At 71.2% G+C, this 24,684-nt stretch carries 26 protein-coding genes; 7 read left to right on the top strand and 19 right to left on the bottom strand.

Annotated elements, in window-relative coordinates; translation table 11 throughout:
• Window positions 1-92 precede the first annotated feature (92 nt).
• The 3 genes from HHX30_RS27135 to HHX30_RS27125 form a co-directional block, all read right to left on the bottom strand.
• The gene (locus HHX30_RS27135; protein WP_169984932.1) at window positions 93-1,463 is read right to left on the bottom strand and encodes a sugar ABC transporter substrate-binding protein; all 1,371 of its coding nucleotides are present in this window, start codon (window positions 1,461-1,463) and stop codon (window positions 93-95) included.
• A gap of 80 nt (window positions 1,464-1,543) precedes the next feature.
• Window positions 1,544-2,470 carry a carbohydrate ABC transporter permease gene (locus tag HHX30_RS27130; protein ID WP_169984931.1) on the bottom strand — a complete coding sequence of 309 codons (927 nt, stop codon included), beginning with the start codon at window positions 2,468-2,470 and terminating at the stop codon, window positions 1,544-1,546.
• A 3-nt stretch (window positions 2,471-2,473) separates the two neighbouring features.
• Entirely contained in the window at window positions 2,474-3,382 is a 909-nt protein-coding gene (locus HHX30_RS27125) for a carbohydrate ABC transporter permease (protein WP_169984930.1), read from the bottom strand.
• 274 nt (window positions 3,383-3,656) lie between these two features.
• Here HHX30_RS27125 and HHX30_RS27120 point away from each other — a divergent pair, with 274 nt between their 5' ends.
• Complete coding sequence (locus tag HHX30_RS27120) at window positions 3,657-4,754, top strand: LacI family DNA-binding transcriptional regulator (protein ID WP_211592583.1); 1,098 nt, start codon at window positions 3,657-3,659, stop codon at window positions 4,752-4,754.
• Between the two features lie 26 nt (window positions 4,755-4,780).
• Here HHX30_RS27120 and HHX30_RS27115 read toward each other — a convergent pair whose 3' ends face one another.
• From HHX30_RS27115 to HHX30_RS27100, 4 genes are all read right to left on the bottom strand, one after another.
• Window positions 4,781-5,473 (bottom strand): cation transporter, encoded by a 693-nt coding sequence (locus HHX30_RS27115; protein ID WP_169984929.1) that lies wholly within the window; start codon window positions 5,471-5,473, stop codon window positions 4,781-4,783.
• Window positions 5,470-5,808 (bottom strand): helix-turn-helix transcriptional regulator, encoded by a 339-nt coding sequence (locus HHX30_RS27110; RefSeq protein ID WP_169984928.1) that lies wholly within the window; start codon window positions 5,806-5,808, stop codon window positions 5,470-5,472. The genes HHX30_RS27115 and HHX30_RS27110 overlap by 4 nt, the downstream gene beginning before the upstream one ends.
• A 52-nt stretch (window positions 5,809-5,860) precedes the next feature.
• The gene (locus HHX30_RS27105) at window positions 5,861-6,649 is read right to left on the bottom strand and encodes a tRNA(His) guanylyltransferase Thg1 family protein (RefSeq protein ID WP_169984927.1); all 789 of its coding nucleotides are present in this window, start codon (window positions 6,647-6,649) and stop codon (window positions 5,861-5,863) included.
• A gap of 85 nt (window positions 6,650-6,734) precedes the next feature.
• On the bottom strand, window positions 6,735-7,448 hold the full coding sequence (locus HHX30_RS27100) for a TetR/AcrR family transcriptional regulator (RefSeq protein WP_169984925.1): 714 nt from the start codon (window positions 7,446-7,448) through the stop codon (window positions 6,735-6,737).
• Between the two features lie 186 nt (window positions 7,449-7,634).
• On the opposite strand from HHX30_RS27100, the gene HHX30_RS27095 reads away from it, so the two are divergent.
• Entirely contained in the window at window positions 7,635-8,894 is a 1,260-nt protein-coding gene (locus tag HHX30_RS27095; protein WP_169984924.1) for a YncE family protein, read from the top strand.
• A 76-nt stretch (window positions 8,895-8,970) separates the two neighbouring features.
• Here the strand turns inward: HHX30_RS27095 and HHX30_RS27090 are convergent, their stop codons facing one another.
• Together HHX30_RS27090 and HHX30_RS27085 are read right to left on the bottom strand one after the other, a co-directional pair.
• Window positions 8,971-9,171, bottom strand: a complete 201-nt coding sequence (locus HHX30_RS27090; protein WP_169985118.1) for a ferredoxin — start codon at window positions 9,169-9,171, stop codon at window positions 8,971-8,973.
• Between the two features lie 41 nt (window positions 9,172-9,212).
• On the bottom strand, window positions 9,213-10,424 hold the full coding sequence (locus tag HHX30_RS27085; protein WP_169984922.1) for a cytochrome P450: 1,212 nt from the start codon (window positions 10,422-10,424) through the stop codon (window positions 9,213-9,215).
• A gap of 310 nt (window positions 10,425-10,734) precedes the next feature.
• On the opposite strand from HHX30_RS27085, the gene HHX30_RS27080 reads away from it, so the two are divergent.
• Window positions 10,735-11,340 carry a DedA family protein gene (locus HHX30_RS27080; protein WP_169984920.1) on the top strand — a complete coding sequence of 202 codons (606 nt, stop codon included), beginning with the start codon at window positions 10,735-10,737 and terminating at the stop codon, window positions 11,338-11,340.
• Between the two features lie 172 nt (window positions 11,341-11,512).
• Here the strand turns inward: HHX30_RS27080 and HHX30_RS27075 are convergent, their stop codons facing one another.
• On the bottom strand, window positions 11,513-12,076 hold the full coding sequence (locus HHX30_RS27075) for a hemerythrin domain-containing protein (RefSeq protein WP_311922881.1): 564 nt from the start codon (window positions 12,074-12,076) through the stop codon (window positions 11,513-11,515).
• Between the two features lie 109 nt (window positions 12,077-12,185).
• On the opposite strand from HHX30_RS27075, the gene HHX30_RS27070 reads away from it, so the two are divergent.
• Entirely contained in the window at window positions 12,186-12,605 is a 420-nt protein-coding gene (locus HHX30_RS27070; RefSeq protein ID WP_169984916.1) for a hypothetical protein, read from the top strand.
• A gap of 10 nt (window positions 12,606-12,615) precedes the next feature.
• Here HHX30_RS27070 and HHX30_RS43425 read toward each other — a convergent pair whose 3' ends face one another.
• Genes HHX30_RS43425 through HHX30_RS27050 form a run of 5 tightly spaced genes read right to left on the bottom strand, consistent with a single transcriptional unit; the run spans window position 12,616 to window position 15,780 of the window.
• Window positions 12,616-12,795 carry an SDR family oxidoreductase gene (locus HHX30_RS43425; RefSeq protein WP_311922880.1) on the bottom strand — a complete coding sequence of 60 codons (180 nt, stop codon included), beginning with the start codon at window positions 12,793-12,795 and terminating at the stop codon, window positions 12,616-12,618.
• Window positions 12,792-13,196, bottom strand: coding sequence for an SDR family NAD(P)-dependent oxidoreductase (locus HHX30_RS27065; protein WP_311922879.1), 405 nt, complete (start codon window positions 13,194-13,196; stop codon window positions 12,792-12,794). The genes HHX30_RS43425 and HHX30_RS27065 overlap by 4 nt, the downstream gene beginning before the upstream one ends.
• 33 nt (window positions 13,197-13,229) lie before the next feature.
• Window positions 13,230-13,922: a 3-oxoacid CoA-transferase subunit B gene (locus HHX30_RS27060; RefSeq protein WP_169984915.1), complete on the bottom strand. Its 693-nt coding sequence runs from the start codon at window positions 13,920-13,922 to the stop codon at window positions 13,230-13,232.
• A complete protein-coding gene (locus HHX30_RS27055; protein ID WP_169984913.1) occupies window positions 13,919-14,596 on the bottom strand; it encodes a 3-oxoacid CoA-transferase subunit A in 678 nt (225 codons plus the stop codon). The genes HHX30_RS27060 and HHX30_RS27055 overlap by 4 nt, the downstream gene beginning before the upstream one ends.
• Window positions 14,593-15,780: a thiolase family protein gene (locus HHX30_RS27050; protein WP_169984912.1), complete on the bottom strand. Its 1,188-nt coding sequence runs from the start codon at window positions 15,778-15,780 to the stop codon at window positions 14,593-14,595. Before HHX30_RS27050 ends, HHX30_RS27055 begins: the two co-directional genes overlap by 4 nt.
• Before the next feature lie 125 nt (window positions 15,781-15,905).
• Between HHX30_RS27050 and HHX30_RS27045 the strand changes: the two genes are divergently transcribed.
• Window positions 15,906-16,529 (top strand): O-methyltransferase, encoded by a 624-nt coding sequence (locus HHX30_RS27045; protein ID WP_169984911.1) that lies wholly within the window; start codon window positions 15,906-15,908, stop codon window positions 16,527-16,529.
• Between the two features lie 113 nt (window positions 16,530-16,642).
• On the opposite strand, the gene HHX30_RS27040 is transcribed toward HHX30_RS27045, so the two are convergent.
• Window positions 16,643-17,476 (bottom strand): helix-turn-helix domain-containing protein, encoded by an 834-nt coding sequence (locus HHX30_RS27040; protein WP_169984910.1) that lies wholly within the window; start codon window positions 17,474-17,476, stop codon window positions 16,643-16,645.
• Between HHX30_RS27040 and HHX30_RS27035 the strand changes: the two genes are divergently transcribed.
• Window positions 17,475-18,017, top strand: a complete 543-nt coding sequence (locus HHX30_RS27035) for a TIGR03086 family metal-binding protein (RefSeq protein WP_211592582.1) — start codon at window positions 17,475-17,477, stop codon at window positions 18,015-18,017. The genes HHX30_RS27040 and HHX30_RS27035 overlap by 2 nt on opposite strands.
• A 336-nt stretch (window positions 18,018-18,353) precedes the next feature.
• Here the strand turns inward: HHX30_RS27035 and HHX30_RS27030 are convergent, their stop codons facing one another.
• Window positions 18,354-19,295, bottom strand: coding sequence for an RNA polymerase sigma factor RpoD/SigA (locus tag HHX30_RS27030; RefSeq protein WP_169984909.1), 942 nt, complete (start codon window positions 19,293-19,295; stop codon window positions 18,354-18,356).
• 303 nt (window positions 19,296-19,598) lie between these two features.
• Between HHX30_RS27030 and HHX30_RS27025 the strand changes: the two genes are divergently transcribed.
• Complete coding sequence (locus HHX30_RS27025; protein WP_169984908.1) at window positions 19,599-20,021, top strand: Hsp20/alpha crystallin family protein; 423 nt, start codon at window positions 19,599-19,601, stop codon at window positions 20,019-20,021.
• A 140-nt stretch (window positions 20,022-20,161) separates the two neighbouring features.
• On the opposite strand, the gene HHX30_RS27020 is transcribed toward HHX30_RS27025, so the two are convergent.
• Window positions 20,162-22,414, bottom strand: coding sequence for a WD40 repeat domain-containing serine/threonine protein kinase (locus tag HHX30_RS27020; RefSeq protein WP_169984907.1), 2,253 nt, complete (start codon window positions 22,412-22,414; stop codon window positions 20,162-20,164).
• 423 nt (window positions 22,415-22,837) lie between these two features.
• Window positions 22,838-24,658 carry a DUF2075 domain-containing protein gene (locus tag HHX30_RS27015; protein ID WP_311922878.1) on the bottom strand — a complete coding sequence of 607 codons (1,821 nt, stop codon included), beginning with the start codon at window positions 24,656-24,658 and terminating at the stop codon, window positions 22,838-22,840.
• Between the last annotated feature and the right edge of the window lie 26 nt (window positions 24,659-24,684).

The raw sequence follows: 24,684 nt of genomic DNA, 5'->3' as shown, positions 1-24,684 counted from the left end.
GGTGACCCGGTCGGCGGACGCCGAGGAAGCACGTATGCGGTGAACTCGGTGGGCGCGGGGGAGACGCGGGCAGGGTGGTCTCGGGCCGGTGACTACCGCCTGACGGTGAAGCCCTGCTCCTCGCCGTACTTGAGCGAGGCGTCCTGCCAGGCCTTCAGGCCGTCCCGCAGCGTGGTGGAGGAGGTGTAGGCCTTGCCGACCGTGTCGTTGAAGATGCTGTTGGCGTAAACCTGGAAGGGCAGGTACGACCAGCCGCTCACGACCTGCGAGGCGGACTCGGCGAGCACCTGGTTCACCTTCTGGCCGCCGAAGTAGGGGAACTCCTTGTCCTGGAACTTCGGGTCCCGCAACTGGGCGGTGGTGGCGGGGAAGGCGCCTCCGTCCACCCGGGCCTGCACCCCCTCGTCGACCGTGGCGTACTTGAGGAAGGCGTAGGCGAGGGTCTTGTTCGGGCCGGCCTCGGGGATCGCCAGCGAGCTGCCGCCGTTCTCGGCGGTGGCCCCGCCTCCGGATTCCCACTGCGGCATGGGCGCGACCTGCCACTTGCCCTCGCCGGCCTTGACCCCGGACTCGAGGTTGGCGGGCATCCACGCGCCGATGACCAGGCCGGCGATGGTGCCGTCGCCCAGGCCCTTGTACCACTCGTCGCTCCAGCTGGTGACCGGCGCGAGCAGCTTGCCGTCGATCAGTTTCTGCCAGAGGGCGGTGAACTTCTGCGTGCCCGGCTCGGCGAAGTCGATCCCGACCGTGGTGCCGTCGACGGTGTACGGCTTGCCGCCCGCCTGCCAGATCATGCTGGTGGTGAAGCCCGCGTCGCCCGCGTCGTTGGTGATGTACGCCTTCGGGTTCGCCTTGTGCAGGCTCTCCGCGGCCGCCGCGAACTCGTCCCAGGTGGCGGGCACCTTGAGGTCGTACTTGTCGAAGACCTCCTTGTTGTAGAACAGGGCCATCGGGCCGGAGTCCATGGGCAGGCCGTAGATGCCGCCGCCGACGTGCACGGAGCTCCACGGGCCGGGGGTGAAGGTGCCGTCCAGCGTGCCCGCGCCGAGGGCGCCGAGGTCGGCGACCGACTTGGCGAGGGCGAACTGCGGCAGCGCGTAGTACTCCACCTGGGCGACGTCCGGAACCCCGGAGCCGGCCTTGACCGCGTTCTGCAGGGCGGTGTACTGGTCGTTGCCGGTGCCGGCGTTGACCAGGTTGACCTTGACCTTCGGATACTTGGCCTGGAAGTCCTCGACGACCTGCTTCAGCGTCGGCTCCCACGCCCACACGGTGATCGAGCCGCCGGTGTCGAGGGCCTTCCTGATGTCGGCGTCGGAGACGGCCGCGGACGCCGCGGGGGCGGCGGCGTCGCCCGCGGAGCCGCCACCGCCGGAGGAGCCGGAGGAGCCGCAGGCGCCGGCGGTGAGCGACACGGTCAGGGCCGCGCCCAGCAGGAGGGCGCGACGGCGGGTTATCGCCATGGGGAGTGCCTTTCTGGGTTGTCGGGGGGAGGCAGACGTCGATGGGGGCGGTCATTCCATGCCGGGTCGTCCCTCGCCGGTCACTCCTTGACGCTTCCGGCGGCCAGGCCCGACTGCCAGTAGCGCTGGAGCAGCAGGAACGCCGCGATCAGCGGGACGATGGTGAGCAGCGATCCGGTGATCACGAGGTTGAAGACGGCCTCGCCGCCCGCCGTGAGGGCCTGCTGGTTCCACGACTTCAGCCCGACGGTGAGGGGGTACCAGCCGGGGTCCTTCAGCATGATCAGCGGAAGGAAGTAGTTGTTCCAGGTGGCGACCACGTTGAACAGCAGGACCGTGACCAGGCCGGGCGCCAGCAGCGGCAGGCTGATCCGGAAGAAGGTGCGGAGCTCGCCCGAGCCGTCCACCCGCGCCGACTCCAGGATCTCCTCCGGCACGGCGTCGGTGGCGAAGGTCCACATCAGGTAGAGCCCGAACGGCGAGACGAGCGACGGGATGATGATCGCCCACGGCGTGTCGGTCAGGCCCATCTTCGAGAACATCAGGAACGTGGGGACGGCCAGCGCCGTGCCGGGCACCGCGACCGCCCCGATCACGACGGCGAACACCGCCTTCTTGCCGGGGAAGTCGAACTTCGCCAGCCCGTAGCCGCCGAGGGCCGCCAGCAGGGTCGCCCCGCCCGCCCCGGCGACCACGTACAGCAGGGTGTTGAGCAGCCAGCGGACGAAGATGCCGTCGCCGTAGGTGAAGGTCGCGCCGATGTTGTCGAACAGGGCGAAGTCGCCGGCGAACCACAGGCCGAAGGAGCCCAGCAGCCCCTCCTGGGTCTTGGTGGCGTTGACCGCCAGCCACACCAGGGGAAGCAGCGTGTAGACGAGCATGAGCGCGGTCAGCACGGTCAGTATCGCGCTGCGGCGGCCCTGCGGGGACCGGCGCCGCCGGACGACCAGAGGGCCCCGGGCCGCGACGGCCTTCGGGCGGCCGGCGGTGGGAGTGGAGGTCGCCATGGATCAGACCGCCTTCCGCATGCCGCGCAGCTGGACCAGGTAGGCGACGACCATCGTGATGATCCCCATGACGATGGCCACGGTGGCGGAGTAGTTGAACTGCTGGCCCTGGAAGGACAGCGAGTAGGCGTAGTAGTTCGGCGTGAAGTACGTGATGATCGAGTTCGGCACGATCGTCTTGAGGATGCTCGGCTCGTTGAACAGCTGGAAGCTCCCGATGATCGAGAAGATCGTGGCGATCAGCAGCGCGCCGCGCAGGGCGGGCAGCTTGATCGCCCAGATGATCCGGAACTGGCCGGCTCCGTCGAGCGCGGCGGCCTCGTACAGCGAGGGGTTCACCACCCGCAGCGCCGAGTAGAGGATCAGCATGTTGTAGCCCACGAACTCCCAGGTCACGATGTTGCCGACGGAGGCGAGGATCAGGTCGGGCGACAGCGGATCGGGCAGCGAGAGCCCGAACGCCTCGTTGACGTTGCCGATCAGGCCGAACCTGGTGCCGTACATGAAGCCCCACATCAGCGTGGCGACGACCGCGGGCACCGCGTACGGCAGGAACACGGAGATCCGGAAGAACGCCGACCCGTAGAGCCTGCCGCTGTCGATCGCGAGGGCGACCAGCAGTGCGAGGAAGAGCATGATCGGCACCTGGACGACCAGGAAGAGCGCGACGCGCCCGAACGCCGACCAGAACTGCGGGTCCTGCAGGACCTTGAGGTAGTTGTCGGCGCCGACGAAGGACGTCCCGCCGATCAGCCGGGTGCGGAACAGGCTCAGGTAGAGCGAGTACGCGATCGGAGCCAGGAAGACCAGCGCGAACACCGCCATGAACGGCGCGACGAACTGCCAGCCGGCCCATGACCGGCGTCTGACGGCCCGGCCTCCCCGAACGTCCGAATACCCTTCCGAGACCACCGGTTCGCTCCTCTCCGCGGCGTGTCCGTCGGTCGTGGCTCCCATGCGTTTACGTGAACACCGTGTTTACGTGAACATCGCGAGCGAACGAGTGTGGGGTCGGTTCGTCGCGGAGCGTGGTCTCTCGAGTCGCCGAGGTTATGTTTACGTAAACTTCTGCTGCGGTATGGTGGCACCGGCCCTACGGGAGGTCAAGGGCCCCCGGGTCACATCCGGTCGGATCGCGGCGTACGATCTCCGGCGACGGGGGCGAGCAGGCGGGAGCGACACAGGAATGGATCCGGACGGCCCGGCTCGGCAGGTCGCGGCGCCGATCGGCGGGGCGCAGCGGGGCGGCTCGGGCATCCCCGGCGGGCGGCGCAAGCAACGGGTCTCGATGGCCGACGTGGCCAGGCTCGCGGGTGTCTCGTCCCAGACGGTCTCCAGGGTCGCCAACGGTCATCCCGGCGTCGTCGGCGCGACCCGCGAGCAGGTGCTGGCGGCCATGCGGGAGCTGGGCTACCGGCCCAACAGCGCCGCCCGGGCGCTGCGGTACGGGCAGTTCAACACGATCGGCGTGATCCTCTTCGGGCTGGCGTCGACCGGCAACAGCCGCACCGTGGAGGCGATCGCCACCCACGCCGCGGCCGAGGGCTACGCGATCACGCTGATCCCCATCGGCATCCCCACCCAGGACAACGTGCTGGGCGCTTTCACCCGGATGGGCGAGCTCGCCGTCGACGCCGTCATCGTCATCATCGAGATCCACCTCCTCGACGCCGGCACGGTGACGCTGCCCCCCGGAGTCCACGTCGTCGTGGTGGACTCCGACGCGGGAGACCGCTACAGCGTCGTCGACACCGACCAGGCCGAGGGCGCCCGGCTCGCCGTACGCCACCTCCTCGGCCTGGGCCACGAAACGGTCTGGCACGTCACCGGCCCGGAGACGTCCTTCGCGAGTCAGCGCCGCGCCCAGGCGTGGCGGCTGGCCCTGGAGGAGGCCGGGCGGCCGGTGCCGCCGCCGTTGCACGGCGACTGGTCCGCCGAGTCCGGCTACGCCGCCGGGCTGGCGCTGACCGGCGAACCCGGCTGCACGGCGGTGTTCGCCTCCAACGACCAGATGGCCCTCGGCCTGCTGCGCGCCTTCCACGAGCGGGGGCTGGCGGTCCCCGCCGACGTCAGCGTGGTCGGCTTCGACGACATCCCCGACGCCTCCTGCTTCGTCCCGCCGCTCACTACCGTCCACCAGGACTTCGCCGAGGTCGGCCGGCGCTGCGTCCAGGGCGTCCTGCGGCAGATCCGCGAAGGCGGAGCCGCTCGGCCGGGCACCGACCTCGTCCCCACCCGTCTGGTCGTCCGCCACAGCACGGCGCCGCCGCGCCCCCGGGCCTGAGGGAGGCCTCGGGCGCGGGGATCAGGTCAGCGGCAGCCGCCGGCGCAGCCGTCGTCGTGAGCGGTGTCGGCGGGTGCGGAGACCGAGGCCGCCGGGACGGCACAGCAGGAGTCCCCGCGCCAGGCTTCGCGACCTTCCTTGACCGCCACGGCGGCGATGACCAGCGCGGCGATCGGGTCGGCCCAGGACCAGCCGAAGGCGCTGTTGAGCGCCAGTCCCGCCAGGAGCACCGCGGACAGGTAGGTGCACAGCAGGGTCTGCCTGGAGTCGGCGACCGCCGAGGCCGAGCCGAGTTCGCGGCCGGCGCGGCGCTGGGCGTACGACAGCAGCGGCATGACGACCAGCGACAGGGCGGCCAGTATCAGGCCGGGGGTGGAGTGATCGGCCTCGCCGGCGCCGAGCAGGGTCCGCAGCGCGTCGACGGTGACGTAGGCGGCCAGGGCGAAGAAAGAGAGCGCGATGACTCTCAGGGCGGTCTTCTCCCGCTTCTCGTGCTCGGGTGTGGAGAACTGCCAGGCCACCGCCGCGGCGGAGGCGACCTCCACTACGGAGTCCAGCCCGAATCCGACCAGAGCGGCCGAGGAGGCCAGGGTGCCGGCGGTGATGGCGACGACGGCCTCGACGACGTTGTAGGTGATGGTGGCGGTCACCAGGAGCCGGACGCGCCGCCGGAGCGTGTCGCGGCGGGCCGGGGTGGGGCCGAGGGAGACCGCGGTCATCGGCAGCAGCCTTTCTCGGCCGCGTCCGGGCAGGTGCCGTCGGCGGCGACCGCGATCACCACGGTGCGCAGGTCGTCCAGGGCGCGGCCGAGCCGCTCGTCGGCCAGTTCGTAGCGGGTGCGGCGGCCGACGGGCACGGCCACGATGAGACCGCAGTCGCGCAGACAGGCCAGGTGGTTGCTCAAGCGGGTGCGGGAGACGCCCAGCAGCTCGGCCAGGTCGGCGGGATGGGCCGGGGCCTCGCGGAGCGCGAGGAGGATGCGGCAGCGGATCGGGTCGGCCAGGGCGCGGCCGAAGCGGGCGAGCACCTCGACGTCGGGAGCGATGATGAGCACCCTTCGACAGTACAGGAGATGTTGAATTCAGCTGATCCTGAACTCAACGCGTCTACGGACGGGCGGTCAGCGACGGCAGGGCGGGGATCACGGCGGCGAGCCAGCCATCCGGATCCGCGGTGAAGTGCGGCGCCTCCCGCACCTCCCACCAGGACCGCGTGGTGAGGATCGTCTCCGCCTTCCCCGTCCGGCCGTCCCGGTAGCCGGTCTCGCGTCGCCCGGTCTCCCGGACGACGACGCGGCCCCGCTTCGCGCCGGCGTCGTAGTCGTTCCAGTTGACGCCGTGACCGGCCCACAGCATCTCCTGCATCTGCCCGGTGGACCTGCCGTGGAGCTCCCGGTGGGAGAACTTCGCCTGGGCGGCCATGGTGATGCTGTTGCGTACGCAGTCGTTCTGCCGCCACAGGAAGTAGTTCGCGACCTCGATGGGGTCGGCCAGGGTGAACGCGCGGGCGTCGAAGGTGGCGCGCCGGCCCTCGGCGGCGTACGCCTCGTTGAAGGCGGCCGTCGCGATGCTCGCGGCCACGCTGACGATCTTCTGGGTGACGCCGCCGAACCACGGCTGGGTGGACGGGGTGGCGAAGTCGGTGACGAGGACGCTGCACTCGTCGGACTGGACGTACGCGAACACGCTGCCGGTGATCTCCTCGCACAGCGCTCCGCCGACCCCGTTCATGGCGTCCATGACCGCGGGGTCGAAGGGCCGGCGGGCGTCGCGGAGGAAGGTGTGGAACGCGCGGCCGTCGACACGGAGGATCGTGTACGCGCGGCGCGGCAGCACGCTCCTGGTGACGCGCTCATACGCCTTCATGCGGTCGCCGAGGGCGGTCTTGTCGCTCATGACGTCGTCTCCTCGGCCTCCGCCGCCTGGCTCGATCTCGGGGTGGACGCAGGATCTCACCCCATGGTGGAGGGGCCGCCACTGCTTATCGCGGAACGTCCTGAGCCGGAACGTCCTGATCCGGAACGTCTTGAGCCGGAACGGCGGGGCCGGTTTCGCCGGGGACCTGGAGACGGCCCAGGAGCATCAGCAGGAGCTCGTCGACGATCTGGTCGAGGGTGGCGTCGACCCAGCCGACGGCCCAGTCGTGCATGAGGCCGTTGATCGCTCCGATGAAGGCGGCGGCCGTCACGCGGAAGTCGCGAGCGGGGATCTCGCCGCGGCCCGCGGCGTCGTCCAGCTGCTCGCACAGGAAGGCTATCCAGCGGGCCCGGCGGTCCAGGCGCTGCCGGTCCAGGCGGGGGCTGACGCCGATGATCTCCACGAAGGCGATGCGGGTGTGGCGGGGGTCGGCGGTGGCCCCGGCGGCGTACGCGCGGAACAGCCGGCTGCAGCGTTCGATGGGCTCCAGGTGCCGCACCTGGGGGAGTACGCCGAGGACCGCCTGCTGCGCGACGTCGTTGACGTACAGGTGCAGCTCGGCCAGCAGGTCCTCCAGCGTGTGGAACTCCTCGTAGAACTGGCGGCTGGACAGCCCGGCGGCCCGGCACACGTCCGTGATCCTGGTGGCGCGGTAGCCGGGCCCGGCGCCGAACAGGTCGAGGCCCGCCTCCAGGAAGCGCCTGCGGCGCTCGGCCTGCCGTTCCGCCGCGGGCCTGCCGCCGTACCGGCCCGCCGCCGGTGTGATCCTGCCCGCCACCGCGCCCTCCGCTCCGTTGTCATGAATTTTGGGCCTTGTAGCGGAGGTCAGACGTGCCTACTATCCAGTAACACAGTCTGAATATTGAAATGTTCAGACTTGTGCGAGTCCACGCGCCGAAGGCGCGCGGACCCTCGGCCGGCCATGCTCGCTCACCGCCCACCTCCCACCCCCCGGAGGAAGCACATGCACGCTTCGGCCCTCGCACGCCTGCGCAGATCCCTGCTCGCCGCCGCCGTGGCGGTCGGAGGCGCCGTCGTCTGCGGCGTTCCGGCCGCTCCCGCGAGCGCCGCCGACGGACCGCGCGAGGTGATGTTCGTCGGCAACAACTGGGACGGCACCGCGGACGTCATCGAGTCGAGCGGCGACTTCGCCAGGATCGGCCGGATCGACGTCATCCCCGACAAGGCCCGGCGGCTGGCCGAGATCTACCTCAACCCCATCAAGCTGGCCTTCTTCCTGGGCATCCGGCAGGGTCCGGGCGAGGGGCACGACCAGTTCGTCGACGACATGTACGCCACCCCGGACGGCACGGCCATGGTCGTCTCCCGCCCGAGCTTCGCCGACGTGGTGTCCATCGACCTGACCACCGGCGCGATCAGATGGCGCTTCCCGGTCTCCGGCTTCCGCGCCGACCACATGGCCGTGTCCCCCGACGGGACCCGGGTCGCGGTGTCGGCCTCCACCTCCAACACCGTGCACGTCCTGGACATCGCCACCGGCAGGCAGCTCGGCTCGTTCCGCACGGGGGACAAGCCGCACGAGAACATCTTCACCGGCGGCGGCAGGTACATCTGGAACATGTCGATCGGCGAGGTCGACAACGACTTCGACAGCCCGTCGCAGGACTGGCTGAAGGGCGACCGCCACATCACGATCGCGGACGCATCGACGTACAAGGTCGTCAGGACCATCGACATGCGCGACCGGCTGGACGCCTTCGGCCGCAAGGACCTGTCGGACGCGGTGCGGCCCGCCGTCCTCACCCCGGACGAGTCGAAGCTGTATTTCCAGGTCTCGTTCTTCAACGGCTTCGCCGAGTACGACACGGCCACCGACACGATCACCCGGATCAAGACCCTGCCGAAGAACCCGGCCACCAGCGAGGACCGCACCACCTGGGTCAACGACTCCCGGCACCACGGGTTGTCGATCAACCCCGCCGGCGACAAGCTGTGCGTCGCCGGGACGATGGACGACTACGCCACCGTCGTCGACCGGGCCACGCTGCGGGAGGGCCCGCTGGTGAGCGCCTCGAAGCCCTACTGGGCGACCGTCAGCGGCGACGGGCGGGCCTGCGTCATCTCCGAGAGCGGCGCCGACCGGGTCACCGCCATCGACTTCGCGACCGGACAGAAGATCACCTCGGTGCCGGTCGGCGACCACCCGCAGCGCGTACGCATCGCCCGCGTCCCGGCCGGCTGGATCCCTCCGGCCGCCGGCTGAGGCCCCCCCGGTGCCGGGACGGATCGTCCCGTCCCGGCACCATCGGGCGTGCTCCCGGGTCAGAGGCGATGGGGGTTCAGGCGTCCTCGTCCACCTGGATGGCGGCGGCGGGGCAGACGGCGGCGGCCTCGCGGACCGCGTCGTGCCGGTCCTCGGCGGGCTCGGGCTCCAGCAGGACGACGACGCCGTCCTCGTCGCGCTGGTCGAACACCTCCGGTGCGATCAGCACGCACTGCCCGGCGCCGCAGCACCTCGCCTCGTCGACGACGACCTTCATGTCCATGTCCTCCTTGCCGATCGAGCCTCTGTGGTCAGGGGTCACCAGCGGACCGGGACCTCGCGCAGGCCGCCGACGGCGAGCCCTTCCACGCGTTCCAGTCCCTCCACGGGCACGGCCGGCTCCAGCGTCGGCAGCCTGCGCAGCAGCACCTCCAGGACGACCTGCAGCTCGGTGCGGGCCAGCGCCTGCCCCAGGCAGGAGTGGGCGCCGGAGCCGAAGGACAAATGGGGGTTCGGGCTGCGGGTCAGGTCCATCTCGCCGGCGTTCTCGAAGGCGGTCTCGTCGCGGTTGGCGGCGGCCATGCTGCACACCACGGTCGTGCCGCGGGACAGGATCGTGCCGCTGACCTCGGTCTCCGCGTTCAGGTAGCGGGGCAGGCCGAAGCCGGAGTTGGCGTCGAAGCGCAGCGACTCCTCCACAGCGGTGCGGATCAGCGACGGGTCGGCCAGCAGCCGCTCCCATCGGGAGCGGTCGGCCAGCAGCATGGAGACCATCTTGCCGATCATGTTGGCGGTGGTCTCGTGCCCGGCGACCAGCAGCGCCATGCCCGTGACCAGGATCTGGATGTCGGACAGCCCGCCGTTCTCAGGACCGCCGGCCGTGATCAGCTCGCTCAGCAGGTCGTCGCCGGGCTCGGCGCGCTTGGCCGTGACGAGGTCGGACATGTACTGGAAGAACTCGCCCTGGGCGGCCTCGGTCTCGGCCTTGCCGTAGCGGGTCAGGTTGAGCAGTGTGTCGGACCAGTAGGAGAACCGGTCCCGGTCGGCGGCGGGCACGCCGAGCATGTCGCAGATGACGTAGACCGGCAGCGGGAAACCGAGGCTCGCCCTGAGGTCGCCGGGCGCGCCGCGCTTGACCATGTCGTCGACGAGATCCTCGGCGATCTGGATCATGGCGGGCCGCATCGCGTTCATGCGCTTGGCGGTGAACCACCTGCCGACCAGGCGCCGCCAGTGCTGGTGCTCCTCGCCGCTGTCGGGGATGATCGTCGCCATCTCGCCGCTGAACACCCCGCCGCCGTCCGCCGACAACCGGGCGGCGTCGGGTGCGTTGAGCTGGCGGGTGAAGCGCGGGTCGGCCAGCACCTGCTTGACGTCCTCGTACCGGGTCAGCAGGGTCGCCCGGTCGCCGCTGGGCAGCGTGACGTGGGCCACCGGGCACGTCGCGCGCAGCTCGGCCCACTCGGCGGGCGGGTCCAGCGCCGCGTCGTTGGGGATCGGGTAGCTCAGGACCTGCTCGTCGGTGCTCATTCGGCATCTCCTCCTGTAGACGGTCGGCCGCCGTGCACCCTCCCGGTTGGAGGGGCGGCGCCCCTCACGTATGCCCGGGGCGGCGTGAAGGCCGGTCGTGCCTGTGCCCGTCCGCGTGCAAAGTTCCTTCGTTTCCAGGGGGCGGGTGTCTCAGCGGGGCACGTCCGCGCGGGCATGGGCCCTGCTCCGCAGGGGCATGGACGCCTGACCGGGCGGTCCGGGCGGCACCTGGGTGAACCACGCCCGGCCTGCGGCGCGCGTACGCGCGCCTGCTCGGGGACACGACAACGGGGAGGCGCATGGAGGACGGGTGGACGCGATCATCAACTGGCTCTGGGGCCTGTCGGGGACGGTGCTGTACGCGGTCGTGGCGGCGCTGGTCTTCGCCGAGGACGCGCTGTTCGTGGGGTTCGTCGTGCCGGGGGAGACGGCCGCCGTGCTGGGCGGCGTGCTCGCCAGTCAGGGCAGGCTGTCGGTGTACTGGGTGGGGCTCGTGGTGACGCTTGCCGCGATAGCCGGCGACAGTGTGGGCTACTTCATCGGCCGTCGCCTCGGTCCCACGGTCCTGAACGTACGGGTCCTGCGCCGCCGTGGCCACCGCGTGGAGAGGGCCCAGGCGCTGATCCGCCAGTGGGGTCCTCAGGCGGTGTTCTTCGCTCGGTTCGCCGCGTTCCTCCGCGCCATGATGCCGACCCTGGCCGGGGTCTCGCGTATGAGCTACCGGCGGTTCTTCCTGTTCAACGTCCTGGGCGGGGTGCTCTGGGGAGTCGGTTACACCCTCCTGGGCTTCTTCGCCGGGGCGGCGTACGAGCAGGTGCAGTCGGCCGTCGGCGGTGTGGTCGCGGCCGTTCTCGCCGCGGTCGTCGTGGCCACCCTGGTCGTGTGGCGCGTCCGGCGGCACCGCGGCATGCGCTAGGAGGTTTCGGGCAGGTGCGCGGCGGCGTGCGGGCCCGTCCGGTGGACGGGCCCGCACCTGCCACGACCGGTGCCCTCTGACGCCGGCGCCGTGGACCCCTACGCCCTTCGGGATCAGGCCGGAGCGGTTTCGAGGCCGAGCCGCTCTCGTGCCGGACCGGGCGGGGTGTCTGTCAGTCCTTGTTCGACTGCCGCCAGTCCCGTACGACGTCGCGGATCTTGTCGAACACGGCCACCGGGGGGCCGGCCAGCAAGTTCGCGGTGGCGGACTCACCGGCGCCCGGATGGGGCCTGGTCGGCGAGATCGCCTCGGCGGCCCGGACCGCACCGGCCATGCGGCGCAGTCGTTCGGGGGAGGTCTCCTGACGCAGCCGGGGGAACTCCTCCCGCTCCTCGTGCGTGGCGTGGTCGACGACCGCCTTCTCCAGGGCGGCCAGCCGGGTGCCGAACTCGGGGTGGTCGACGCCGAGGTCGTACAGGTCGGACAGGGCGTGCTTGGCCTCGTCCTCCTCGTGCAGCCGGGCCTCGACGACCTCGTCGCCCGCCTTCGACCGCGCCGCCGGGTGCACGACCTGCTCCTCCGCGGCCTCGTGCACCGCCAGCAGCCGTACGAGGTCGTTGAACAGCTCACGTCTGCGCTCGCCCCGCGCGGCCGCGACCTCCGCGAACATCGTCTTGATCTGGTTGTGCTGCGCCAGCAGCAGGTCGATTACGTCCTGTTCCGTAGCTGTGGTCACTGTCGTCACCTTTCGACTCGGAGACCGGACCCGCCTGCCCGGGCTCGGCCGCCCTACACCCGCACGTTCACCGTTGAGCCGGATGGCGTCGTGATGCGTCATAGAGAGCATGAGGATTTCGCGTGTCGCACTGCTGCCGCTGGCGGCTCTGCCCGTCCTGGCCGTCACGGCTCCCGCCGAGGCGGTCACGGCACCCAGGAAGCTGGTCGTGGAGTTGCGGGAGGAGGGCGGGTTCGCCGGACTGCGCAATCGGATGGCCGTCTACACGGACGGCTGCGCCGTGCTGAGCCGCCGCACCGGACCCACCGTGCGCAAATGCCTGACTGCCGCCGAGTGGCGGGGCCTGCGCGGCTCACTCAAACATCTGCGGCTCGGCCGTTCCGAGTCCCGGCCGCAGGGGGCCGACTTCCTCGCCTACAGCCTGACCTACAAGGGCCACCGGGCCACCCGCTACACGCTGCCCCCGACCTGGCGACCGGTCGTGAGCAGGCTGGAGAAGGTCCTGGTCAAATACTGGGCGCCCGACTGACCGTCTCGGCTCAGCTGCGCAGGTAGGAGGCTCCGTTGAGGTCGACGATCGTGCCGCTGGCCCACTCGGCGGCCGGTGACGCCAGGTACAGGACGGCGGCCGCGATCTCCTCGGGCCTCGCCACTCTCCCGAACGGGCTCTGGGCGCGGATCTCGTCGCCCCGCGGCGGCTTGAGGTGCTCCTCGGTCATGTCGGTCTCGACGAAGCCGGGCGCCACGGTCGCCACGGCGATGCCGAGGGGCGCCAGGGCATGACGGCCAGCGTCTCGCGCCACACCGCCTGCCACTCCTCGTAGGAGGTCCGCGTGATCGGGTGGTGCAGGAAGACCCCCGCGTTGTTGACCAGCACGTCGATGCCGCCGAGGGCGGCCGCCGCCTCCTCGACCATCCGCCGTGCCTCGCCGGGATCGGCGAGGTCGGCCCGGACGACGGCGTGCCCCTCTCCCGGCAGCTCGGCACGGAGCCGTTCGGCAAGTTCGGGGGAGCCGCGGTGGTGGATCGCGACGCGGTCGCCGGCCGCGGCGAAGGCCACCGCGATCGCCCGTCCGATGCCGCGCGACGCGCCGGTGACGAGGACTGCCCGCTCACTCACAGGAGGAGATTAACGTCCGGTCGGTCCTGGTCGTCATGATGCCCGCCGGTTTGTCCCTTCTGTCGCATCGAGGGTGCGCAGGGGGACCTCCAGCCGGGAGGCGAGCTCGGCCACGCTCGTGCCGTACGTCTCGGCCACCGTGACGCCCTCGGGGCCGATGTGGAAGACGGCGCGGTCGGTGTAGAGGCGGCTCACGCAGGCGAGCCCGGTGAGGGGATAGGTGCACTCGGGGACGAGCTTGGGCGTGCCGTCCTTGGCGAACAGGGTCATCATGACGAACACCTGCTTGGCGCCGGTGGCCAGGTCCATGGCGCCGCCGACGGCGGGGATGGCGTCGGGGGCGCCGGTGTGCCAGTTGGCGAGGTCGCCGCGTCCGGAGACCTGGAAGGCGCCCAGCACGCACACGTCGAGGTGACCGCCGCGCATCATCGCGAAGGAGTCGGCGTGGTGGAAGTACGACGCCCCCGGCAGCTCGGTGACCGGGAACTTGCCGGCGTTGATGAGATCGGGGTCGATCTCGTCCCCGTGGGCGGCGGGCCCCATGCCGAGCATGCCGTTCTCGGTGTGCAGGACGACCCCGGAGGCGGCCGGGAGGTGGTCGGCGACCATCGTCGGCTGGCCGATGCCGAGGTTCACGAAGGAACCGGGCGGGATGTCCCGGGCGACGCGCGCCGCGAGCTCGTCGCGCGCGAGGGGGCCGCGGTCCAGGTGCTCCACGGTGCTCACTGGTTTCCCTCCGTCGCGCTCAGGTCCAGGATCCGGTCGACGTAGATGCAGGGGGTGACCACGCTCTCGGGGTCCAGCCCGCCGGTCTCGACGACGTGGTGCACCTGCGCGATCGTCAGCGTCGCGGCGGTCGCCATGACGGGCCCGAAGTTGCGGGCCGTCTTGCGGTAGACGAGGTTGCCCATCCGGTCGCCGACGTGGGCACCGATGAGGGCGACGTCCCCCCTGATCGGATATTCCAGCACGTGGTCGCGGCCGTCGATCGTGCGCGTCTCCTTGCCCTCGGCCAGCGGGGTGCCGACCCCGGTGGGGCAGTAGAAGGCGCCGATGCCGGCCCCGGCCGCGCGCATGCGCTCGGCCAGGGTGCCCTGCGGGACGACCTCCAGCTCGATCTTCCCGGACCGGTAGAGGCCGTCGAACACCCATGAGTCGCTCTGCCGGGGGAACGAACAGATCATCTTGCGCACCCGCCCGGCGGCGAGCAGCGCCGCCAGCCCGGTGTCGCCGTTGCCCGCGTTGTTGCTGACGACGGTCAGGTCGGTCGCGCCCTGCCGGATCAGCGCATCGATGAGCCCGATGGGCATGCCGGCCAGGCCGAAACCGCCGATCAGGACGGTGGAGCCGTCCGCGATGCCCGCCACGGCCTCGTCCGGGTCGGTGAACACGGCGGTCATGAGGCGCTCACGTTCTCGAGGACGACGGCCAGGCCTTGGCCGACGCCGATGCAGATGGCGGCCACACCCCACCGCCGGCGGCGTTCGCGCAGCACGTGGGCGAGCGTGCCGAGGACGCGCCCGCCGGAGGCGCCCAGCGGGTGGCCGATGGCGATGGCGCCGCCCCTGGTGTTGACGATCCCGGGATCGACCTTCCAGGCGTCCAGGCACGCCAGCGACTGGACGGCGAACGCCTCGTTCAGCTCGACGGCGCCGACGTCGTCCCAGCCGATGCCGGCCCGGCGCAGCGCCTGGTCGGCGGCCTCGACCGGCGCGTACCCGAACATCTGGGGTTCCAGCGCGCACGCGGCGCGGCCCGCGACACGGGCGATCGGGTCCGCGCCGATCCGGCCGGCGGCCGCCTCCGACCCGAGCACGACCGCCGAGGCGCCGTCGTTCAGCGGGGAGGCGTTGCCGGCCGTGATGGTGCCGCCGGGGCGGAAGGCCGGCTTGAGCCCGGCGAGGATCTCCGGCGTCGTGCCGGGCCTGATCCCCTCGTCCCGGGTCAGGGCGGCGCCCTCGACCGGGACGACCAGGTCGTCGTAGAAGCCGTCGTTCCAGGCCGCGTCGGCCAGTACGTGCGACCGTGCGGCGAAGGCGTCCTGCCGCTCGCGCGAGATCCCGAACCTCTCCTGAAGCTGCTCGTTGGCCTCGCCGAGGGAGACCGTCCACTCCTTGGGCATTCGCGGGTTCACCAGTCGCCAGCCGAGCGTCGTGGACACGGCCGTCACGTCACCGGCGGGGAAGGCCCGCGACGGCTTGGGCAGCACCCAGGGGGCCCGCGTCATCGACTCCACGCCACCGGTCACGACGACGTCGGCGTCGCCGCTCTCGACGGTCCGGGAACCGATCATGGCGGCGTCCAGGCTCGACCCGCACAGCCGGTTCACGGTGGTGGCGGGCACGGTCACCGGCAGCCCGGCCAGCAGGACGGCCATCCGGCCCACGTTGCGGTTGTCCTCGCCCGCGCCGTTGGCGTTGCCCCACACCACGTCGCCGATCTCCGCCGGATCCAGCCCGGGCAGCTTGGCCAGCACACCGCGCAACGCGGTGGCCGCCAGGTCGTCCGGCCGGACGTCGGCGAGTGCCCCGTTGAACCTGCCGAACGGCGTGCGCGCCGCGGCGTAGACGAAGGCCGAGCCCATAACCACCCCTTCTTGTTCGCTATGCGAACGCCGGTTCATTTTGCGAACAACGCGAGCATAGTCCATGCCGCCGATGTGCCACCGGCGCGGGCCGAAACGGGCGTCCGTTGTCCTAGCCTGAAGCGATGTCGATCGACGGCACGGCGGCATACGACCGCCTCACGGGACTGCCTCCACTGGTCGGGCGCGCGGTCGAGGCGGCGCGGCAGGCGGGCTTCGTTCCTTCCTGCCGGCCTGAGCAGGGGCGCCTGCTGTACGCCTTGGCGGCCGGAGCCGAGATGATCGGGGAGACCGGCACCGGATGCGGAGTCGGCCTGGCCTGGCTGGCCTCGGGCGCCCGGCCCGGGGCCCGGCTGGTCAGCGTCGAACGGGACCCGCGACGAGCCTCCCTGGCGGCCCAGGTCTTCCTCGACCACCCGCAGGTGTCGGTGATCCGCGGCGACTGGCGGGAGATCCACCGGGACGGGCCGTACGACCTGCTCGTGCTCGACGGCGGCGGCCAGGGCAAGAGCGGTGAGGAGCCGGCCGATCCGCACCGGCTGCTCAGGCCGGGAGGCACGCTGGTCGTCGACGACCTGACCCCGGCCCGGCACTGGCCGCCGCGCTTCGAGGGCGTAGTCGACCAGGCACGGATGCACTGGCTCGGCCATCCGGGGCTGGACGCGGCGGAGCTGCGGCTCGCGCCTGATCTGGCCGCGGTCGTCGCCACCCGTCGCTTCCCCGAGACGTCCGGCACGGCGGATCGCTGAGCGGGCTCGTGCGTTCAGGGCTTGGCGGCGGGGCTCGGCGCAGGAGACCGCACCCATGAGCGCGGCTTCCGGCGAATGCCGCTTTCAGGGCGTGAGGTTGGCATCGGGCTGTTTCAGCGCGCGACGTGGCCGCTGAGCCGGGCGTAGGCGGCAGGGGGCATCCCGACCGCGGCGGTGAAGTCACGGGTCAGGTGGGCCTGGTCGGTGTAGCCGAGTTCAGCGGCCAGCGTGGCGAGGTCGAGGCCCTGGTGGATCCGCTCCGCGGCCTCGTGCAGCCGGAAGCGGCGGATCACCCACTTGGGGCCGACACCGACATAGTCCCGGAACAACCGCTGCAGCGAGCGCACCGACCGCCCCGATCGGGCGGCCAGCTCGTCGACCCTGGTCACGGACATGTCGTCCTCGACCATCGCCACCAGGGCCGCGGCCTCTTCCGCCAGCGGATCCTCGGACGGCCCCAGCCCCTGCAGGAACGTCTCGACGAGCGCGACGGCGGCCCGGGAGTCGGGCTCGGCCAGGACCCGTCCGACCAGGGCCGCGCCGGCCGCTCCGAACATCTCCCCGACCTCCACGAAGCGGCCGGACAGCCGGGACACGGAACCGTCGAGGAACGGCCGGAAGCCGCCCGGGCGGAAGCGGGTGCCGAGCACGCGGCCGCTGCCCCGCATGGTGTAGGAGAAGCCACCCTTGATCACGCCCGCGATCCGATGGAAATCCCGGGTGATCGTCATGTTCACCGTGGGGTGCGAGATGATGCGCTGTTCGTACGGCTCGCGGAGATCCGTCCACGTGACGACCCAGAAGTGCTCCACGTACGCTGAGATCCCGGACGACGGCGCCTGCCGGACGAAGTCGAAGGCGTCGAGCCCCGCGTACGGGTTCACCCAGCCGCGCTGTCGCGTTTCTACAAGCCGCGCCTCGGGCGGGCGCGGCACGATGGCTGCCATGCAAGAGATGATGCCGTTGATGACGGGCGCCACCGGACGTACCGCGGGCTTGGTGCGCTCGGTGCGGCAGGAGCAGCTCGGGCTCCTGACGCCCTGCGAGAAGTTCGACGTCAAGGACCTGATCAACCACCTCGAGTGGGTGGCGGAGCTGTTCGAGTCGCTGGCTCGCAAGGGACCGCGCGTCGAGCAGGGACCTTACACGGGCGACTTCCCCGAGCGGGCGGAGCGTGCGCTGGCCGCCTGGTCACGGCCGGAGGCGTGGGAGGGCACCAGCCCCGCCATGGGCATGCCGATGACCACGCTGGCCCACATGTACCTCGTCGACATGGTCGTGCACGGCTGGGACCTGGCCAGGGCCACCGGCCAGGAGTACGAGCCGGACCCGGAGGCCGTCTCACGGGCGTTGGGCTTCACCGAGAACATGGTAGAGATGGGCAGGCGACGCGGCGCCTTCGGAGCGCCGGTGGCAGTCCCGGACGACGCCGCACCGTTCGACCGTCTGCTCGGCGTCATCGGCCGGGATCCGGCCTGGACACCGTGATCAGCTCCGGCGCTGTCGCCGGCCGATGAGCAAGGGCGTCTGCCGGGCGCGCTCCTTGATCTGGAACATCACCGGAACCAGGTTGCTGTCCAGGCTGTTCGAGCAGCGGATCCCTCCTCGAACAGCGACGAGCCCTGGCGCCGGGCAGGCGGGCCGGCACCGTGGCCAGGGGGTCCGGGGCCCGGGCCGAGGTCGATCGTCTCCACGGGATCCTGGCACGCCGGCTGAGCAGTACCAGGCGGCCGTCCCGGACCTGCGGGACGCGCGAGATCCTCCCGCCGAGCATGCGCCACGCCCGGATCTCCTGCGGTGGCGGCCTCGGGCCGCCCCCGTAACTCAACCGGCCCAGGCGGCGAGGGTCCTGCCCTCGTCGTGGTGTCGCATGCGGGCCAGCGCCTCGCGCTCCAGCCGGCTCATCCACTGGTGCGGCACCCCCACCGTCTCGGCGGTCTGCCGCCGGGTCTGCTCCGCCGTGCCGTCGAGGCCGAACCGCAGCCGTACGATCAGCGCCTGACGGGGCGCGAGTGCGGCTCTGGCCGAGCGGAGCGCGTCCGTCAGGGCGGCCCGTTCCAGCGCCGCCTCCGGACGGGCCCATGTCGCGTGCTCCACCGGTTCGCTCTGTGGGGACGGATCGGGGGATGGAGGGCCGCCGGCCCGCCGCGCGTCGAGGGCGACGCAGTCGCGCGCGAGCAGCCGCCAGGCGAGGACGCGCTCCACCGGCCTCCCCAGTTCCTCGGCCAGGCGCTCCGCGGAGGGCTCGTGACCCGTCTCGCCCACGAGTTTCTCCTCGGCCCGGGCCAGCCGGTGCAACTCATCCCGGACGTGCCCGGGAATGCGGACGAGCCCGCTCGTTTCCTGCCCCTTCTGAATCGCCTTCCGGATCCACCAGGCGGCGCAGGTGGAGAAGCGGAACCCCCGGCTGTGGTCGAAGCGGTCCACCGCCTCGATGAGGCCGAGGTTGCCGTCCTGGATGATGTCGGGGAGCGACGCGCCCCGGTGGAGGTACCGCTTGGCCATCGACACCACCAGGCGGAGGTTGGCACGGATGAGGTGGTCGCGTGCCCGCAGGCCGTCGGCGGCCAGGATCTCCAGCTCGGCCGCCTCCGGCCGGCCGGGGTCCTCGCCGAGCAGGTGGCGGGCGTACACGCTGGCCTCGATGCGCCGGGCCAGCTCGACCTCCTCCCGCGCGGTCAGCAGCGGTGTCTTGCCGATGCGAGACAGGTACGCATCCAGCAGGCCTGGCTCGAACGCTCCCGGGATGTATCCGTGCTCGTCCACCGTCACTCCTCCAACCGCCGTGTGCGCGGGCCGTGTGCGGCACCTTCACGGTGACGCGGCGGCGAACGTGGCGAACGCGGCGATGGGCCCGGAACGGCGTGACGAACGTCCTCGGTCACCGCACGGCCGCCGGGACGCGGTGTCCGGGGCCGCGGGTGCGTCGCCGAAGGTCCCCGCCGGAGGGGACCCACGGCCCGGTGGCGGCGGGTGGTTCGAGGTCCTTCGGCCGGGACGTCCGGCCCTGCCGGAGGGGAGGCGCCGGGTGTGTGCTTGAGGCGTCGTCATCGAGACAAGGAGGTCACGATGAACCTCACGGAGCGGAGCCAGGGCCGGTTCCCCTTCCCGGAACTGCTGGAACTGCTGGAGAGCCCGGTCTACGGGTTCCGGCCGTTCGGCCAGATCATCAGAGTCGAGGACCGCGTCGCGGACGGCCGCTACACGCTGCGGGCGGAGCTGCCGGGCATCGACCCCGACAAGGACCTCGAGGTCACCGTGGGCCACGGGATGCTGCACATCCGGGCCGAGAAGACCAAGGAGATCACGGACGCCAGGGAGCCGCGCCGCTCCGAGATCGCCTACGGCGCGTTCTCCCGCTCGGTCACGCTTCCCCCGACGGCCAAGGCCGAGGACGTGACGGCCGTCTACAAGGACGGGGTCCTGGAGATCACGGTCGGTCTGGAGGAGGAGAAGAAGACCGACGACCGCAGGATCCTCGTCCAGCACTGAGCACGGGACACGGCATCGCGACCAGCGCGCGGCCGTAGGAGATGGGCGGGGGAGCGCTCGGCCCCCGCCCAAGCCCCGGAGGCGCGACGGTCGCCGGCGGCCGGTCGCCGTCGGTCCGCGGCGTCATGTGAACCACTCAATCACCGCGCCTCGCCCGGCTGCCAGAGGGCGGCGCGGATCTTTCCGTCGTCCCTGCCGATGACGAGGGCGGGTTTCCCGCCGAGGCGGCCGAGGGCGATCCGCATGACCCCGTGGCCGGGTTCGGAGCCCGGAACCTCCAGCTCGGTGAGCTGACCGCTCTTCAGATCGCACAGGCGCAGGTTCTCGCCGGCGGAGACGAGGAGCATTTTCCGCCCGCCGACGGTTGCGAAGGAGAGGTCGTTCACCTGACGGCCGGGGAACCGGGTCTCGCAGGAAGTGCTCACGCGCTTGCCGGTGGCGAGGTCGGAAATCCGGACGGCGCCGCTCGTGTCGCCGGACGCCAGGAGCCGCCGACCGGAGCCGGATCCCGTCGTCACCACGCTGATCTCGACACCGTTCTCCTCCGTGTTGTGGTCGACGGTCTTGCCGACCCGTTTGCCGGTGGCGACGTCGAAGACGCGCACGCGTCCGTCGCGGGCGCCGGCCACGACGACGTCCCGCCCGTCCACGTGGCCGAGAGCCAGGTCGTTCACCTGGAAGTCCAGGAAGGGCGATCCCTTGGCGAGCAGCGGCCTGCCGATCAACGACCGCGCCCGCACGTCCCCGACGAGCACACCGGCGCTGCTGTGCGCGAACGCCACCACGGGCCGGCCGTGGTACGTGCCGAGCGTGAGCGCGTGGATCTGGCCTGTCCATCCGGTGGTGACCTTGGGCACCAGGACGTCTCCTGTCGCCGCGTCCCACACGCGGACGGTGCCCAGGCTGCTGGCGGTGGCCACGTACGGACGGCCTTCGGCCACGGTCGCCGCGACGTGCACGACGAAGGCGTCCATGGTGCCGAGGATTCGCCGGGACGATTTCTCCCCGGTCAGCGCGGAGAGCCACACCCTGCCGTCCGGGCCGCCGGACACGACTCGCTGCTCGCCGCCGACCTCCACGACCGCCAGGTCGCCGGCGCCCCTGGTTCCGGTGAGCGCGAAGGGTCTGCCGGCTGCCGCGAGGCTCCACGTCGGCGCCGTCTCCTCGGCCCGCACGTCATCCGTCTGCTCCTCCTCGATCTGTTCGTCCTCCGTCTGTTCGTCCTCCTCCGACGCGTCCTCCTCCGGCGTGGAAGGGGAGGGCGGAGGGCTCGCGGGTTCCGAGGGAGACGGCAGAGGGGAGGACACCGGCAGGGAAAGCACGGTCGGTGTCGTGGCGGCGGGTGGCTGGACCTGAACGGCGGCCGGCATGTCGTCCGGCTCGGAGACGGAGTCCCGAGGGACGAGGGCGGCGGCCGCGAACACCGTGATCGCGCCGCCCGTCGCCACGATGCCTGCCGTCAACCCCCAGCGGGCGCGCGGCGACCAGTGGACCCGGTGGAGGAAGGGCGCCCTCCGGGTGACGCGTAGCGTACGGCCGGGGTGGACGGCCGGAGCGGCGGCAGGACGTGCGGCGGACGCGGTCGCGTTCCGGGTGAGGGCGGAGAGGAGATCGGTGGTGGCGGGCCGTTCCCCCGGGTCCTTGGCCAGACACCGGGCGAGCAGCGGACGGAGGAAGTCCGGCACACCGGTCAGGTCGGGCTCGTGGTTCGTGATCCGGTTGAGGATCGCCGGGACGCTGTCGCCGCCGAAGACCATACGTCCGGTCGCGGCGTACGCCATGGTGACCGCCCAGCTGAAGATGTCGGCCGGCGGCCCGACCCGCGCGCCCGCGATCTGCTCCGGGGCCATGAACGCGGGAGTGCCGATGGGTGCACTCGTCCGGGCCGACGAGGCGTCGACGACCTTGGCGATGCCGAAGTCGATGACGACGGGACCCTCAGGGCCGAGCAGGATGTTGCCGGGTTTCAGATCTCGGTGCACGATGCCGGCCGCGTGGACGGCGGACAGCGCGGTGAGGGTGGCGAGCGCCAACCGCGTGAGCCCGCCCTCGTCCCTGGGTCCCTCCTGACGGACGAGCTCCTCGAGGGAGCCGCCGTCCACGAACTCGCTGACCACGTACGCCTGGCCCTCGGTGATGCCGGCGTCGAGCACCCGGGCGGTGCAGAAGGCCGCGACCCGCCGGGCGATGGCCGCCTCGCGCAGCAGCCGTTCCCGGTCGCCGGCGCCGAAACGGGCGTGCAGCACCTTGACGGCGACCTTCCCGCCGCCAGGAGCGGTGCCCAGATACACCACTCCCTGCCCGCCCTGGCCGAGGACATCGGTGATCGTGTAGCCGCCGATCGTCCGCGGGTCGTTCGGCCTGAGCGGCTGCGTGTTCCCGACGGGGCTCACGGCTCGCCGTCCGACGGGCCGGCCGAACCCCGGCCCTGAGCCGGCAACTCAGTCCTCGACAGACAGCGCCGCGCGGAGGGCGGCGGCACGGTGGAAGAGTTCGGGGTGCGCCGCAGCCAGGTCCTGGTACTGAGGGATGACTATTGACATGTCCGCAGGACATCTCCAACCAGCGTGGAACGTGACAACGTCCAGATCATGGCGCAATCCGGACAGAGTTGTATAGATCAATCCCGGCGGGGACCTCAGCAGCACGATCAGTGCGCTTTCACGCGCTGGACCCCCACGTCACGGCTCGTGTGCTGACGAGGTCACATAGGCGATCGGGCCGCCCGAGGTGGATCTGAGCCGCTTGCCGAGAACGAGATCGGCGATCCGCAGGTCCTCGGGTGAGCCGCTCCGGACCGTGTTGACGGCACATGCTCAGGGATTCAGCAGCGAGGCGAGGAAGTCCTGGGTTTTGGCATCCGCCGAGTAGACGGCGGTGCCGATCATGCCGCGGGTGAGCAGCACCTTGTAGGTGTTGCGAATCAGCCGGTCGGCCTGCTCGTCGGTGACGCTCTTCTTCATCAACTCCGGGTCCTTGCTGGCGGCGCGTACGGTGACCAGGCGACCGTCGCGGTAGACGAGGTCGGGACCGAGGATGACGCCGTTCCAGTCGTACTCGAAGCCCTGGGCCGTGTACACGCAGCCGACCTGCTCGAAGCCGCCCGGCATGGTGGCCCACAGCGCGCTGGGAGGGGCGTCGCCGACGGCGCGGTCACCCTTGACGTTCCACGGCTTGGACCAGCCGTCGACCTGTACGTCGGATACGAGGCGGTCGTCCACCGGGTTGCTCCACTGCCAGCAGTAACCGGCCGTCATCCGTGCGGAGTGACCGTCGTTCAGCTTGCCGCGCAGCAGTCCCTCGAGTTCGTACGGCGACTCTGCGAGAGTGACCTCGAAGTGCGAATCACCGGTCCACGGCTGGGGCTCCTCACCGTTCAGGCCGAGCAGCCGCAGCACCCACTCCTCGTACGCCCGGCTGCCGCCGCAGCGGAACTGGGCGTCCAGGTCCACCTGGTGCACGGTCAGGCCGAGCGACTGCGCGTGCGCCCTGATGTCGGCAACGGTGCCGGTCTCGCCCGGCCGTACTACCTGGTGCTCGTCCAGGAGGAAGACGGGCACGCGGGCCGCGGCCATCAACTCGTCGAGTTGGGACCGTCCCGTGCGGTCGGCGGCCCTGGTGAAGCGGCTTGCGGAGGTCTCGCGGATCCGGTGAGCCTCGTCGCAGATGAGTACGTCGAGCTCGTTCGGCCTGGCGGCCATGAAGTTGTTGAAGTACTTGAACATCGCCTTCGTCCGCGGGGAGCCCTTGGCCACGTGACGGCGCATCGTCTGGGTGAAGGATCGCGATCCCGTGGCGTGGTGTGCCGGGTAGCCGCGCTCGGCCAGCTCGCCGAGCAACGACAGGGCGATGACACTCTTTCCGGAGCCGGGACCGCCGGTGACGATCACGACTTCCTTGGAGTCGGCCGCCCTGGCCTTCTCCACCGCGTGCAGCACGATCTCGTACGCCAAGCGCTGCTGGTCCAGCAGGACGAACTGGTCACGATGCTTGATCTCGGCCGCGGCCACCTTCAGCAGTTGCTTCGACGGCCGGACCGCGGACGACAGCAGTCTGTCCGCCGCGGGGGCGCCGGGCTCGGGCGCGAACTGGGCGCGCAGGTAGTCGATGAACCGGCCACGACGGCTCTGGCTGAACAGGCGGGTCCGCTCGTCCTCCACGCGGTCGTAGAGGTCGTGGATGTCCAGGTCGTTCGCGTTGTGCAGGTAGGCGACGCCGCGGACGGCGTCACGGCGGTGCTCCAAGGTGCTGACGAAGTCGGCGAGGTAGTCACAGTAGCCGCGCACCTGCAGGACCGGATGGAGTTTGGGGTGGTAGCCCATGCCCGGGACGAGTACGAGGTCGGCGTCGTCCTCGTACAACTCGGCGTGGCTCCACTGCTTGAGCTCCACGATGACGTACGTGTCGTCGCCGCTGTGCCGGTCCACGCCGGCCAGGATCACGTCGGCCCGCTTGCTGGTGAGGGGTAACTGGTATTCCAGCAGCATCTCGACGCCGCCGAGCCCGGCCTCGACAAGGTCCCGGGCGAGGACGGGCAGGCTGTGGTCCCAGGATCTCCGCTCGCTCGCGCCGGGATTGACGCCCTGGGTGATGCGGAGCTGTTCGGCGATCACCTCGCTGAGCACTCTCTCCGGCACTGACGCAAGCTGAAGCAGACCTTCCG

Source organism: Microbispora sp. H10836, assembly GCF_012999525.1.
Taxonomy (GTDB): domain Bacteria; phylum Actinomycetota; class Actinomycetes; order Streptosporangiales; family Streptosporangiaceae; genus Microbispora.
Note: the sequence above shows the minus strand (reverse complement) of the source record. Positions and strands in the feature narration are given on the sequence as shown.

What these genes read in the sequence shown, in the direction of transcription:
- HHX30_RS27135 (WP_169984932.1), bottom strand. Translation starts at nt 1,463, where the DNA reads ATGGCGATAACCCGCCGTCGCGCCCTCCTGCTGGGCGCGGCCCTGACC.
- HHX30_RS27130 (WP_169984931.1), bottom strand. Translation starts at nt 2,470, where the DNA reads ATGGCGACCTCCACTCCCACCGCCGGCCGCCCGAAGGCCGTCGCGGCC.
- HHX30_RS27120 (WP_211592583.1), top strand. Translation starts at nt 3,657, where the DNA reads ATGGATCCGGACGGCCCGGCTCGGCAGGTCGCGGCGCCGATCGGCGGG.
- HHX30_RS27115 (WP_169984929.1), bottom strand. Translation starts at nt 5,473, where the DNA reads ATGACCGCGGTCTCCCTCGGCCCCACCCCGGCCCGCCGCGACACGCTC.
- HHX30_RS27105 (WP_169984927.1), bottom strand. Translation starts at nt 6,649, where the DNA reads ATGAGCGACAAGACCGCCCTCGGCGACCGCATGAAGGCGTATGAGCGC.
- HHX30_RS27095 (WP_169984924.1), top strand. Translation starts at nt 7,635, where the DNA reads ATGCACGCTTCGGCCCTCGCACGCCTGCGCAGATCCCTGCTCGCCGCC.
- HHX30_RS27090 (WP_169985118.1), bottom strand. Translation starts at nt 9,171, where the DNA reads ATGAAGGTCGTCGTCGACGAGGCGAGGTGCTGCGGCGCCGGGCAGTGC.
- HHX30_RS27085 (WP_169984922.1), bottom strand. Translation starts at nt 10,424, where the DNA reads ATGAGCACCGACGAGCAGGTCCTGAGCTACCCGATCCCCAACGACGCG.
- HHX30_RS27070 (WP_169984916.1), top strand. Translation starts at nt 12,186, where the DNA reads ATGAGGATTTCGCGTGTCGCACTGCTGCCGCTGGCGGCTCTGCCCGTC.
- HHX30_RS43425 (WP_311922880.1), bottom strand. Translation starts at nt 12,795, where the DNA reads ATGACCGAGGAGCACCTCAAGCCGCCGCGGGGCGACGAGATCCGCGCC.
- HHX30_RS27055 (WP_169984913.1), bottom strand. Translation starts at nt 14,596, where the DNA reads ATGACCGCCGTGTTCACCGACCCGGACGAGGCCGTGGCGGGCATCGCG.
- HHX30_RS27050 (WP_169984912.1), bottom strand. Translation starts at nt 15,780, where the DNA reads ATGGGCTCGGCCTTCGTCTACGCCGCGGCGCGCACGCCGTTCGGCAGG.
- HHX30_RS27045 (WP_169984911.1), top strand. Translation starts at nt 15,906, where the DNA reads ATGTCGATCGACGGCACGGCGGCATACGACCGCCTCACGGGACTGCCT.
- HHX30_RS27035 (WP_211592582.1), top strand. Translation starts at nt 17,475, where the DNA reads ATGCAAGAGATGATGCCGTTGATGACGGGCGCCACCGGACGTACCGCG.
- HHX30_RS27040 (WP_169984910.1), bottom strand. Translation starts at nt 17,476, where the DNA reads ATGGCAGCCATCGTGCCGCGCCCGCCCGAGGCGCGGCTTGTAGAAACG.
- HHX30_RS27025 (WP_169984908.1), top strand. Translation starts at nt 19,599, where the DNA reads ATGAACCTCACGGAGCGGAGCCAGGGCCGGTTCCCCTTCCCGGAACTG.